The organism is Hymenobacter sp. BT559 (assembly GCF_017571525.1).
GTDB lineage: Bacteria > Bacteroidota > Bacteroidia > Cytophagales > Hymenobacteraceae > Hymenobacter > Hymenobacter ginsengisoli.
Genome location: NZ_JAGETY010000007.1, coordinates 236510 through 249243, shown reverse-complemented (window position 1 = coordinate 249243; position 12734 = coordinate 236510). Strand labels below are relative to the sequence as shown.

The window sequence follows — 12734 nt, the reverse complement described above, 5'->3', positions numbered from 1 at the left end:
CTATGCTACGTACATCTGCCAGGTACTGGCGTTGGGCCAACGGGCTATCAGCGGGAACAGGCTTGCTGCTAGGGCTAGCGGGCTGCATCGAGTCGTACATGCCCGATGTGGTGGCCGCGCCTGCTTCTTATCTGGTGGTGGATGGCTTCATCAATGGCAATGGCCGCACCCGCATCCTGCTTTCACGCTCCCTTAGCGTGGGCAGTGCGGAGGCAGCGCCCGTGGTGCGCGGTGCCACGCTCTTCATCGCCGATACTACCGGCCAGCGCTATAGCCTGCGCGAAACCGCCGTGGCCGGCACCTACATTTCCGATAGTCTGCAACTGCCCACCGGCCGGCGCTACCAGCTGCAGCTCACGCTGGGCACAGGGGCCTCGGCGCCGGCCTACGCTTCGCAATTGGTACCGCTTAAGGTTACGCCCGACTTCGACCAGCTGGAGCTGGTGCACCAGGATGGGCAGGTGCGTGTGCTGGCCAGCACCCACGACCCGAGCGGCAGCGCGCGCTTTTACCGCTGGCGCGCCAGCGAAACCTGGGAGTTCAATGCCCCACGCCGGTCGGAGCTGGAAGTGATTGGTGGCCTTGTACGGCCGCGCGTGACGCCCATCTACACCTGCTACCGCTCCGAGCAGCCCTCGGGCATTGTGCAGGCCAGTACGGCTAGTCTCAGGCAGGATTTTTTGAGTCAGCAACGCATACTCGCCTTTTCGGACCGGGCCGAGCGCGTCAAGGTTCGCTACAGCGTGCTCGTAACTCAAATCGCCGAGACGGCGGAGGAATTTGCCTATTATGAATTACTCCGCAAAAACACGGAAGCCGTGGGCACGGTCAACGACCCGCTGCCGACCCAGCTCACCGGCAACGTGCATCGCGTGGGCGACGCCACCGAGCCCGTACTGGGTTTTGTGGGCGCGCACACGGTAGTGCAGCGCCGCTTGTTTGCCACGCCGGCCAGCCTGGGCTTACCGAAAGACTGGGCATTTGACGACCCATACAGCAGCTGCGCGTTTGGCCCAGAGCTGGTGCCTGACCCAAACGACAAAATATCTCTACGCATCTACCGGCCCAATACGCGGGTTTTCAAATCGGGTGATAACGTGCCAACCCAGTACTACATCGTTAGCGGCGACACACTAGGGTATGAAGGCGGGCCGCGCGCGTGCGTAGACTGCCGCACGCGGGGCACCACTGTAAAGCCCAGCTTCTGGTAGCCCAGCCAACCTGTTTTCTAGCCTATGTCACGTTCCTTAGTACTCATGCAGCGGTTTTGCTTGCGGCTATTGCGCCGCCCCGGCCGCCGGCTGCTCGCGCTTGGCTTGCTGGCCAGCGCCCCCGTTCGGGCGCAGGCCCCCGATTCGGCCGCACCTGGCTACAGGCTTCGGCAGCACTATCGCCGCACGCTCACCGAGCAGCTTTTTCTGCACCTCGACCGGCCGGCCTACACCGCCGGCGAAACCATGTGGTTTAAGGCCTATGCCGTAGATGGCGCCGCTCACCGCCCGCTGGCAATGAGCAAGGTAGCTTATGTAGAGGTGCTGGATGCGGCACAACGCCCTGTAGCCCAAGCCAAAATAGCGCTCACTGACGCCATGGGGCATGGCGCGCTCGAACTACCAGCCGACTTGGCTAGCGGCCGCTATACGGTGCGCGCCTACACCAATTGGATGAAAAATGCCGGGCCGGATTTTTACTTCCAGCAACCGGTAGCGATACTCAATACCTGGCAAGCCAGCGCACCAGCTACCCAGCTTTCCTCATCGGCCCCGGCCTACGACCTCCAGTTTTTTCCAGAAGGTGGGCAGCTGGTGCGGGGGCTGCCCGGCCGGGTAGCCTTTAAGCTCACCGACCGGCAGGGACACAGCCTGGCCGCCACGGGCACTGTGACCGATGCGCAGGGCACCACCCTAGCCACTTTTCACACGCTGAAATTCGGGCTAGGCAGCTTTCTGCTTACGCCCGCCACGGCCGGGGCAGCCTACACAGCCACGGTAAAGCTGCCGGGCGGAGCACTCCTTACAAGTAAGCTACCAGCAGTGGCCGAGCAGGGCTATGCGGTACTCCTGACGGATGATAACCCCAACTCGCTCACCCTGGCCGTGCAGACCCAGCCCACGGCAGCCACCGAGCGCCTGCACCTGCTAGCCCATACCGGCCAGCAGCTAACGGCTACTACCGAGGCCCCGCTTGTAGCCGGGCGAGCTACTTTTCAGGTCGATAAGCGTGCGCTGCTCCCGGGCATTACCCATTTCACTATTTTCAGTGGGCAGCGGCCCGTGGCCGAGCGGCTATTTTTTCGCCGGCCAACGCACGCGCTGCAGCTGCAAGGCAGTGCCACGGCCGCAGCTTACGGCCCGCGCAGCCGCGTGCGCCTGCAGCTAGGGGCTAGCCAGCCCGCCGCCGCCTCGCTAGCCGTGTATCGGCTCGATTCGCTGGCGACCGCTATGCCAGCGGCCGACATTAGCAGCTACCTGCTGCTGGCGGCCGACCTGAAAGGCTTTATTGAGGATGCGGGCTACTATTTCCGCGACTCCAGCGCCACGGCCCGGCAGGCGGCCGACAACCTTATGCTAACCCAGGGCTGGCGCCGCTTTAAGTGGGACGAAGTCCTGACGGGCCGCCCGGCCGCTAGCCCCTATCCTCCCGAGCTAAATGGCTACGTGCTACATGGTCGCCTCAGCCAGGCTAGCGGAGCGCCGGCTAGTGGTATCCCGGCCTATTTGTCGCTGCCAGGGCTTTCCTTTCAGTTTGCCAACTCGCTTAGCCGCCCCGATGGCACGGTGCAGTTTGAGCTTCCGGATTTTTATGGCCTCCGCAAGCTGGTACTGCAAACCAACTCGCAGCGCGACAGCACCTACCGCCTTGCGCTACTTAGCCCTTTCACCACGGGGGGTGGCCTGGTACCCCCTGGGCTAGCCCCGCTACCGCGCCAGTGGGCCGCCTCGCTGAGCGAGCGCCACCTGCAAACCCAGGCGCAGCGGGCCTATGCCATGCAGCCGCCCCGCTACGGGGCCGTTCCTTACGATACGCTGGCTTTTTATGGGCGAGCCGAGGAGTGGTACTTGCTCGACCACTACACCCGCTTTCCGCTGCTGGAAGATGTGATGCGCGAATACGTGCCCGGGGTGCTGGTGCGCAAGCGCAAAGACGGCTTCCACTTCCTGGTGGTAGACCGGCCCAAGCATATTACCCTACAAGAAAACCCGCTGACGCTGCTCGACGGCCTGCCCATTTTCAATATCAACCAGATAATGGCCTTCGACCCACTGAAAATCAGAAAGCTGGAAGTAATTGCCAACCGCTATTTTCTGGGCCAGCAAGTTTACGATGGCGTGGTGAGCTACACCACCTATAAAGGCGACCTCGGTGGCTTTCCGCTCAACCCGCATGCGCTCATTGAGGAATATGAAGGCCTGCAAGCCCCGCGCGAGTTCTACACGCCGCGCTACGACACCGAAGCCCAGCAGCACAGCCGCCTGCCCGACCTGCGCAACCTGCTCTACTGGAACCCCGACGTGCAGCTAGCTCCCAGCCAGCCCCAGGCGCTCGACTTTTTCTCTTCTGACCAGGCCGGGCGCTACCTGGTGGTGGTGCAGGGCCTGGCGCCTACGGGCCTGGCCGGCAGCACCACTTTCTCGTTTGAGGTGAAGCCGGCGCTGTGAGCTACACTGCCGCCAGCACGTCGGCATCGTTGTGGGCCGGCGAGTTTACGCGGTTGGTGATGGCGTACTCCCGCATCAGGTGGGCGTCGTAGGGCACCAGCAGTTGCTGGTGCTGGCTAGGCCCCAGGTCGTCGGCGAGCCAGGCACGCTCAGCCTCGGGGCCGGGCAAGATGACGGGCATGCGGTTGTGCAGCTTGGCCATCAGCTCGTTGGGCTCGGTCGTGACGATGGTGAACGTGGGATGCAGCTCGCCGGTGGTTTTGTCTACCCACTCATCCCAGAGCCCCGCGAAGGCAAAGGGCTCCTCGCTTTTCAGCAGAATGCGGTGCGGAATTTTGCCCCGCTCGGTGGCCTGCCACTCGTAAAACGAGTCGGCCAGCACCAGGCAGCGCTTGCGGGACAATAATTGCCGGAAACTGGGCTTTTCGACCAGGGTTTCGGCGCGGGCATTGATGGGCTTGGGGCCACTGGCCGGGTCGCGGCTCCACGAGGGCACCAGGCCCCAGCTCACGAGCTGAATCTGGTCAGGCGCCGAGTTGGTGATGATGGGCAGGGCCTGCGAGGGCGCTGCGTTGAAGTTGGGTGCCGGGCTGGCGGCTTCCTTAGCGTTGAAGCGCTTGGCTAGCCCCGGCGCAGGCGTAATGACGGTATAGCGACCACACATTGTCTGAACCACGGATTGCTCCGGTTTTTCGGATTACACGGCTTTTGCGGACGATTATTCTAATCGCCTGCTTTACTCATTATGAACACTTTTTTACGAAAAAAGCCGCCCAAAAGGCGGCTTTTTGACGTCAACAAAATCTAAAAAATCGTACGATTCCTTACTTGTAGAGCTGCTCGTAATATTCCTTGGCCATGCGGCCGCTCTCAAACTCGGGCTCCACGTCTTTCATGGCGGCTTTCACCACTTTCAGGAACTGCTTGGGCTGGTCGTAGTACAGGGGTACTACCTGGTTTTCGAGCACATCGAGCAAGGTATTAGCCTCGATAGTATCCTTCTGGTCGTCGGGCAGGTTCACGTCGGCGTGCTCGATAAGGAAGCAGTTTTCGCCGTCTTTGGCAAACTCCGGAATCCAGCCGTCGGCGATGCTTACACTCACGCTGGCGTTCATGGCGGCGGTCATGCCGCTGGTGCCGCTCGCCTCGCGGGGGTAGCGCGGGGTGTTCAGCCACAAGTCGGAGCCCTTCTTCATCTCGGCGCTCAGCGCCAGCTCGTAGCCGGTGAGCACGGCGCAGCGCTTGAGGTTTTTGGTGCGGGCAATGATGCTGTTAAAGATGTCGATGGCGCCCTGGTCTTTCGGGTACGGCTTACCGGCCCAGATTATCTGCACGGGGCGGCTGTCGTCGCTCACGAGCTTCACAAAGCGCTCAAAATCACGTAAAATGAGGTCGGCGCGCTTGTAGGCGGCGAAGCGGCGGGCCCACACAATGGTCAGCGCCTCCGGGTCGAGAAGCGTGCCCGTCTGGTCGGCTACTACTTTGAAGAACTCCTTCTTCAGCTCCTTTTTGCGGGCTAGCAGGGCTTCGTCGTTCTTGCTCTTGAGGGCAGCAGCCAGCTGCTTGTCGCGCCAGTAAGTGCCGTTCTGGGCGTTGGTGATGGAGATAATGGGGCAAATGCCCTCGTAATGGCCCCACATTTCGTTGGCCACGGTACCGTGTACCTTGCTTACGGCGTTGGCCTTGCGGGCAAAGCGCAGGGCGGTGAGCGTGTAGTTGAGCGAGTCGCCGTCGAGGCGGGCTACGCGGCGAATCTCATCGAGCGGCACGCCGGCAAAGAAGCTCATATCCTGGAGCAGCTTGATGGGGCGCTCCTCGTTGCCAGCCAGCTCGGGCGTGTGGGTGGTGAACACCAGGCGCTTCTGCACCTCGGCCAGGTCGTGGTTGTGCTTGGCGTAGAGGAAGAAAGCCAGCGGCAGGCCGTGGCCCTCGTTGAGGTGGTACATGTCGGTCTGGCGACCCAGGATGTCGAGCAGCTGCCCGCCACCGGCCCCTAGCACGATGCTCTGGGCCACGCGGGTAGCTGCGTCCGGGTCGTAGAGGTGGTGCGAGATGGTGCGCGACAGGTAGTCGTTCTCCTCAATATCGGTGGTGAGGAAGAACATGGGCGCGGTGCCGAAGGTCTCAGGCGCGAGGTAGAGCGCCTTCACGTGCACCTGCGCATCGTGGATGGTAACCGGGAATACAATGCCCGTGTCTTCCAGGAATGAGTACTGCTTGTGCAGAAACTCGGCCTTCATGGTCTGGTCGGGGTTGCGCACCTGGTCGTAGTAGCCGTAGGTCCACAGCATGCCGATGCCAATGAGGTTTTGCTTGAGCTCGTAGGCCGAGCGCATGTGCGAGCCGGCCAGAAAGCCCAGGCCGCCCGAATAAATTTTCAAGCTCTGGTCGAGTGCAAACTCCATCGAGAAGTAGGCCGCGGCAGTCTTGTATTTGGCGGCCGGAGCCGGTACTTTGAAGGTAAACGCCATGAAAAAAAAGTCAGTAGGTAGTTGTGTCTAAGGAAGTTTGGCAGGGCAAAGGAAGGACCCGCAGGCCAAAGCTAGCGGGGCGGCGGGGTAAGTCGGCGTATTTTGTCAGTGGCTTCGGAGGGCAGGTTCCGCAATGGTTTGCGGGCCAAAACATGCCTTGCGGCCACCTGGCTAGCCCGATTTGTCCATCGGGGGTTTCCGTTATTTTTCCCACCCTTCCCCTTCATTATCTGCTTCATGCGTGTTTTTCGCTCTTTCCTAACGGCTTCGGCAGCGGCCTTGTTACTCTCGGCTAGCCCCACGCTGGCCGCGCCGCCAGCCAAGCCAGGGTCGGCCGCCGCCAAAACGGCCGCTCGCATTGACCCCACCTATTGGTTTGTGGGCATGAAAAACCCCAAGCTGCAGTTGCTGGTGAACGCGCCCGGCATCGCCGCCGACCAGGTGACCCTAGCCACGTATCCCGGCGTAACGCTCGACGGCTTCCAGAAGCTCGAAAGCTCCAACTACTTAATTGTGAACCTTACGGTGAGCCCGCAGGCGCAGCCCGGCAAGCTCCAGCTCAAGTTTGCGGGGGCCAAGCCCTTCACCTACAGCTACGAGCTGCGCCCGCGCAACGCTGACCCGGCGCGCACGCAGGGCCTCACGCAGGCCGACTTTATTTACTTCCTGATGCCCGACCGTTTCTCGAACGGCGACCCCAAAAATGATGTGGTGAAGGGCACCCGCGTAAATCACATTGCCCGTGACTCAATGTATGCCCGCCACGGCGGCGACCTCAAGGGCATCGAGAACCACTTCGACTACATCAAGCAGCTGGGTGCTACCACCATCTGGCCCACGCCGATTATCGAAAACGACATGCCCAAGGCGAGCTACCACGGCTATGCCGTGACGGACTGCTACAAGGTAGACCCGCGCTACGGCACCAACGCCGAGTACGTGCAGTTTGTGAAAGCTGCGCATGGCCAGGGCCTGAAGGTGGTGCAGGACATCGTGCTCAACCACTGGGGCAGCTACCACCACTTGTTCCTGGATAAGCCGGCGGCCGACTGGTTTCACGCCTTCCCCACCTTCACGCGCAGCAACTACAACGCCTTCACCCTCAACGACCCCTACGCTTCGAAGCGCGACCGGATACTGGAAAACGACGGCTGGTTTGACACCACCATGCCCGACGTAAACCAGAGCAACCCGCTGGTTTCGACGTACCTGATTCAGAACTTCCTGTGGTGGGTCGAAGCTACCGGCCTGGATGGCTACCGCATCGACACCTACCCGTATTCGGAGCCTAAGTTCTTGATGGACTGGGGCAAGGCCATTGGTGAGGAATACCCCAAGCTGGCCCTGTTTGGTGAGGCCTGGGAGGGCACCGAGGCCGAGCAGGCGTTCTTCGCCCAGAACATTTTCCCGCCCGTCAACGGCTTTAAGTCGAACCTGCCGGGCGTGCTCGACTTCCAGATTTGCTTTGGCATCAGCGACGTGCTGAAGGGCGATGGCGGCGACCTCAACAAGCTCTACCACGCCCTGCAGGGCGACTGGATGTACGTGGATGCCACGCGCAACGTGCCCTTCCTCGACAACCACGACATGAGCCGCTTCTACTCGGTGATTGGCGAAGACTTCAGCAAGTTCAAGATGGGCATTGCCTGGCTGCTGACCCTGCGCGGCACGCCGCAGCTCTACTACGGTACCGAGGTACTGATGAAGAACTTCTCGAACCCCGACGGCAAGGTGCGTGAGGATTTCCCCGGCGGCTTTGCCGGCGACAAAACCAACTACTTCGTGAACCGCCCCGGCCAGGCCGGCGAGGCTTTCGACTACGTGAGCAAGCTCGCCAACTACCGCAAGGCGCACCCCGTGCTGAGCAGCGGCAAGCTGATGCAATTCATCCCGCAGGATGGCGTGTACACGTATTTCCGCTACAACGACGCTGGCGAGTGCGTGATGGTGATTGCCAACAACACCAAGGAAGCGAAGAAGGTAGATGGCACCCGCTACGCCGAGCGCACCGATGGCTTCACGTCGGGCACAGAGGTGGTGACGGGGGCTAGCATCGCCGACCTCAAAACGCTGACCGTGCCCGCGCATACCGCCTGGGTAGTGGAGCTGAAGAAGTAGAAATACGCTCTTTTTAGCCCCGCTAGGGGGCATAAAAAGCCAGAAAGCCCCGCTATGCGCCTACCTTACCGGCACGTATGAAAAACCTTTTGCTAGCGGCCGGCTTGCTGGCGCTATCCGCTTTTACCTCCCCCGTGGACCAAGACCCCAACACAACTACCGAAATCCCGCAGGATAACAAGCTCGTTATCTACCAGCTGCTGCCGCGTTTGTTTGGTAATAAAGTGGCCTTGAACAAGCCCTACGGCACCGTGCTTGAAAACGGCTGTGGCAAGTTTAACGACATCAACGACCTGGCCCTGACCAAAATCAAGGAAATGGGTGTGTCGCACGTGTGGTACACCGGGGTGCTTGAGCACGCCACCATGACCAGCTACCCGCAGGCCGGCCTGGCCGCCGACGATGCCGACGTGGTGAAGGGCCGCGCCGGCTCGCCCTACGCCGTGAAGGACTACTACGACGTGGCCCCCGACCTAGCCGTGGACAAAAAAGCCCGCATGGCCGAGTTTGAGGCCCTCGTAAAGCGCACCCACGCCCACGGCCTGAAGGTACTTATGGACTTCATCCCCAACCACGTGGCCCGCTCCTACCACTCCGACGCCAAGCCGGACGGTGTAGTAGACCTGGGTGCGCAGGACGACAAGACCAAGGCTTTCGCGCCCAACAATAATTTCTACTATCTGCCCGGCGAGCACTTCGTGGTGCCGGCCGGCTACAACCCATTAGGCCCGCTGAAGGGGCCTAGCGAGGATGGCAAGTACCAGGAGTTTCCGGCCAAGGCTACCGGCAACGACGTGTTTTCGGCCACCCCTAGCGTGGATGACTGGTTTGAAACCATCAAGCTCAACTACGGCGTCGATTATAAAAATGGCCGCCAGATGCACTTCGAGCCCATTCCGGATACCTGGAAGAAGATGCGCGACATTCTCATCTTCTGGACCAAAAAGGACGTGGATGGCTTCCGCTGCGACATGGCCGAGATGGTGCCCGTCGAGTTCTGGGCCTGGGTTATTCCGGAGCTAAAGAAGGTAAAACCCAGCCTCATCTTCATTGGCGAGGCCTACAATCCGAAGGAATACGCCACGTATTTCAACAAGGGCCACTTCGATTTTCTCTATGATAAAGTAGGCCTCTACGACGGCCTGCGCCGCCTCATGCGCCAGGAGGGCAACATGGACGACATCACCCACGTGTGGAAAGTGGAAAGCAACGGCTTCAGCTCACGCATGCTGCGCTTTCTGGAAAACCACGACGAGCAGCGCATTGCCTCTAAGGAATTTGCCGGCGACCCGGGCCGTGCCATTCCGGCCATGACGGTGTCGGCGACCCTGGCCACGGGCCCTATTATGCTCTACATGGGCCAGGAGGTGGGCGAGCCGGCGCTGGGCAGCGAAGGCTTTTCGGGCGAAGACGGCCGCACCACCATCTTCGACTATTGGGGCGTGCCCGAGCACCAGAAGTGGCTGAACCAGGGCAAGATGGACGGCGGCAAGCTCAGCGCCGAGCAAAAGCAGCTGCGCGACTTTTACAAGCGCCTGCTGACCCTAGCCGGCAGCAGCGAGGCCATCCGCAAGGGGCAGTTCTACGAGCTGCAAGACGCCAACAACCTCAGCAAGGAGTACGACCAGCGCAAGCTTTACTGCTTCTTGCGCTACACCAAGGGCCAGCAAGTGCTGGTGGTCGTCAACTTCAGCGACACGAAGACCTACCGCCCTACCCTGCTCATTCCCGATGCCGTGCTGCAGCGCATGGGCCTGCCCACGCAGCGCACCTACACCTACCGCGACCTGCTTACTGGCGGCGAGCCCCAGGCCAGCCTTCGCCTCACGCTGGAGCCCCTGAGCGCCATGGTGCTGGAAATAAAGCCGCAGTAGTCTAGGAGTAAAACACTGGCCTAGCGTAACTTTCAGCTACTTCTTCTCCCACCCTTTTCGATTTGTTGCAATGGCCGGTAGTGCTATCATCGACAACCCCTCGGCGCTGCGCGTGAAGCCCCGCCTCAGTTTCTGGCAAATCTGGAACATGAGCTTCGGCTTCCTGGGCATCCAGTTTGGCTTTGCCCTCCAGAACGGCAACATGAGCCGCATCTTCGAAACGATGGGCGCCAAGGAAGATGAGCTGGCCTTCTTGTGGCTGGCCGCGCCCACCACGGGCCTGCTCATTCAGCCCATTATCGGCTATCTCTCCGACCGCACCTGGAGCCCGCGCTGGGGCCGGCGGCGGCCGTTCTTCCTGGTCGGGGCCATCTGCGCCTCGCTAGCCCTGCTGGTGATGCCGCACGTATCGGCCCTCTGGATGGCGGCGGGCATGCTCTGGATTATGGATGCGAGCATCAACATCTCGATGGAGCCTTTTCGGGCGCTGGTGGGCGACATGCTGCCTAGCAACCAGCGCACCACGGGCTTCGGGGCGCAAACCTTCTTCATCGGTATCGGGGCCGTGGTGGGGTCGCTGCTACCGTACATTTTCACCAATTGGCTGCATTTCAGCAACGTAGCTCCGGCTGGGCATATTTCGCCCTCACTGAAGTACGCCTTTTATACGGGAGGTATCATCTACTTCCTGGCAGTGCTTTGGACGGTTGTTCGCACCCGCGAGTACCCACCCGAAAACTTAGCTGAGTTTGAAGCCGAGAAAGCCCGTACCGCTGGCTTTTGGAATATTATAAAAGAAGCCTTCGCAGGTATCTCAGACATGCCGCGCACTATGCGGCAGCTGGCGGTGGTGCAGTTTTTCAGCTGGCTAGCCCTGTTTTCGCTGTGGATTTATGCCACGCCGGCCATCACCAGCCACATTTACCACACCAGCGACACGACCTCCAAAATCTATAACGAGGGGGCCGACTGGGTAAACGTTTGCTTCTCGGTCTACAATGGGGTATCGGCGCTGGCGGCGCTGGCGCTGCCGGTTATTGCGCGCGCCACGAGCCGCCGCATGACGCACCTGCTGTGCCTCACGGCGGGCGGGCTAGGCCTCATTTCCATCTACTTTATCCAAAACCCGCAGCTGCTGCTGGTGTCGATGATAGGTGTGGGCGTGGCTTGGGCCAGCATCCTGAGCATTCCGTACGCCATGCTAGCCGGCGCGCTGCCGGCCAACAAGATGGGCTACTACATGGGCGTGTTCAACTTCTTCATCGTGCTGCCTCAAATGGTAGCCGGCGTCACGCTGGGCTTCTTCACCAAACACGTGTTTGGGGGCGAGCCGGTGCTCACGCTCGTATTCGGCGGCTGCTCGATGATACTCTCGGGCCTGCTTACCCTGCGCGTGCACGACGCCGACGATATTCGCCTGCCCAACAACATGACGCCGGCCGAAAACCTGGCCTACGATGTGCTGGCCAGCAATAACCCGAACGTGTAGCGAGTCATTCTACAAAAAAGCCCGCCTAATCAGCGGGCTTTTTTATGCCCAAGCTATTCGTCGTGGCCCGGCAATGCCTTGACGGGTATAGCGCTAGCCGCCTTGCTTTCCTGCTCAGCCTCTAGCTGCGCGGCCACCGACGGGTGCTGGTCAAGCCCGGTGAGGTCGGGCTGGCCAGCATCGACCCAGGCCGTATACCAGAACGCCCCGATGAGCCGCGCCGCGTAGCGCAGTTGGCGCTCTACCTGCCCCCCTAGCCGCCGATGATACGCCAGGCTAAACTCCCGCGAGTACACCCGGATAGTCTGGTTGCCGCGCTGCTCGTAGCTGAATTTACGGTCTTCGCTCAGCTCGCCCGACACTAGCTTCTCCATCTGAAATACCGAATCGACAGCCGTGTGCGCCCGAGCCACGGCGGCCCAGGCGGCCTCGGTGGGTTGCTCCAGGTAAGGAGCCTGGCCAGTGAGCAAGTCGTAGTCGGCGGCTTGCAGCTCAGGCAGGCGCGACTCCCACAGCGCGTGGATGCCGCGCTGGCCCGTGAGCTGGCCGTTGTAGTTGCGGGTGGTGTGCAGCGGCACGCAGGCATCGGCCACGTAGTGCCCCAGGTCGGCGGCCAGGTACAGGATGCGGTCGGTATCGCCGGCCTGGAAGGCGGCCGTGAGCTTGCTTTTCATGCTGGCCACCTGCCAAGGCACAATGCCGTGGTGCAGCAGCGAGTCTTCGCCACCCACTAGGGCCACAGCGTCGGCATAGGCGCGGGGCAGGCCGTGGCGCGTGAGGGCACTGTCGCCGTACACATCTACGTCCATAAAGTGGCGCGGCGCCTCGGTGGGCACCACCGTGCGCCGCGAATCGGGCCGGGTAGCGTTGGTAGTCAGGTACTCGATGTTGGCCTTGAAGAAGGGCAACATCTCGGGCGGCAGCGTATACACGGCCAGCCTATTCAGCAGCCGGTGGCCGAAGAAGCCCCATGCCTGGGCCGGCGCAGGCAGGGCTAGCCAGCAAACTACCCCTAGCAGCAGCCACCGCAGCTTAGCCAAGCGCAGACGTAGTAGCTCTCTCATAAAAGAATACTTCTGTTCATCAATCAGCAAGTAACAAAAAAGCCGGCATATCTGACGAT

At 61.1% G+C, this 12734-nt stretch carries 8 protein-coding genes; 5 read left to right on the top strand and 3 right to left on the bottom strand.

The window, feature by feature from the left end; genetic code table 11:
* Positions 1–2 precede the first annotated feature (2 nt).
* A complete protein-coding gene (locus tag J4D99_RS12030; protein WP_208131956.1) occupies positions 3–1211 on the top strand; it encodes a DUF4249 domain-containing protein in 1209 nt (402 codons plus the stop codon).
* Between the two features lie 24 nt (positions 1212–1235).
* Entirely contained in the window at positions 1236–3659 is a 2424-nt protein-coding gene (locus J4D99_RS12025; RefSeq protein ID WP_208131955.1) for an MG2 domain-containing protein, read from the top strand.
* Position 3660: 1 nt separating this feature from the next.
* Here the strand turns inward: J4D99_RS12025 and J4D99_RS12020 are convergent, their stop codons facing one another.
* Positions 3661–4323, bottom strand: coding sequence for an SOS response-associated peptidase (locus J4D99_RS12020; protein ID WP_208131954.1), 663 nt, complete (start codon positions 4321–4323; stop codon positions 3661–3663).
* Positions 4324–4483: 160 nt separating this feature from the next.
* The gene (glgP, locus tag J4D99_RS12015) at positions 4484–6130 is read right to left on the bottom strand and encodes an alpha-glucan family phosphorylase (protein ID WP_208131953.1); all 1647 of its coding nucleotides are present in this window, start codon (positions 6128–6130) and stop codon (positions 4484–4486) included.
* A gap of 237 nt (positions 6131–6367) precedes the next feature.
* Here glgP and J4D99_RS12010 point away from each other — a divergent pair, with 237 nt between their 5' ends.
* The 3 genes from J4D99_RS12010 to J4D99_RS12000 all read left to right on the top strand — a co-directional run bounded on the left by J4D99_RS12010 (position 6368) and on the right by J4D99_RS12000 (position 11611).
* Positions 6368–8248 carry an alpha-amylase family glycosyl hydrolase gene (locus J4D99_RS12010; protein ID WP_208131952.1) on the top strand — a complete coding sequence of 627 codons (1881 nt, stop codon included), beginning with the start codon at positions 6368–6370 and terminating at the stop codon, positions 8246–8248.
* A gap of 77 nt (positions 8249–8325) precedes the next feature.
* On the top strand, positions 8326–10122 hold the full coding sequence (locus J4D99_RS12005; protein ID WP_208131951.1) for an alpha-amylase family glycosyl hydrolase: 1797 nt from the start codon (positions 8326–8328) through the stop codon (positions 10120–10122).
* Positions 10123–10192: 70 nt separating this feature from the next.
* Positions 10193–11611: an MFS transporter gene (locus tag J4D99_RS12000; protein WP_236018634.1), complete on the top strand. Its 1419-nt coding sequence runs from the start codon at positions 10193–10195 to the stop codon at positions 11609–11611.
* A 53-nt stretch (positions 11612–11664) separates the two neighbouring features.
* On the opposite strand, the gene J4D99_RS11995 is transcribed toward J4D99_RS12000, so the two are convergent.
* Positions 11665–12675 (bottom strand): zinc dependent phospholipase C family protein, encoded by a 1011-nt coding sequence (locus tag J4D99_RS11995; RefSeq protein ID WP_236018633.1) that lies wholly within the window; start codon positions 12673–12675, stop codon positions 11665–11667.
* Between the last annotated feature and the right edge of the window lie 59 nt (positions 12676–12734).

Coding starts and splice junctions, on each gene's coding strand:
- J4D99_RS12030 (WP_208131956.1), top strand. CDS start 3: ATGCTACGTACATCTGCCAGGTACTGGCGTTGGGCCAACGGGCTATCA.
- J4D99_RS12025 (WP_208131955.1), top strand. CDS start 1,236: ATGTCACGTTCCTTAGTACTCATGCAGCGGTTTTGCTTGCGGCTATTG.
- J4D99_RS12020 (WP_208131954.1), bottom strand. CDS start 4,323: ATGTGTGGTCGCTATACCGTCATTACGCCTGCGCCGGGGCTAGCCAAG.
- glgP (WP_208131953.1), bottom strand. CDS start 6,130: ATGGCGTTTACCTTCAAAGTACCGGCTCCGGCCGCCAAATACAAGACT.
- J4D99_RS12010 (WP_208131952.1), top strand. CDS start 6,368: ATGCGTGTTTTTCGCTCTTTCCTAACGGCTTCGGCAGCGGCCTTGTTA.
- J4D99_RS12005 (WP_208131951.1), top strand. CDS start 8,326: ATGAAAAACCTTTTGCTAGCGGCCGGCTTGCTGGCGCTATCCGCTTTT.
- J4D99_RS12000 (WP_236018634.1), top strand. CDS start 10,193: ATGGCCGGTAGTGCTATCATCGACAACCCCTCGGCGCTGCGCGTGAAG.
- J4D99_RS11995 (WP_236018633.1), bottom strand. CDS start 12,675: ATGAGAGAGCTACTACGTCTGCGCTTGGCTAAGCTGCGGTGGCTGCTG.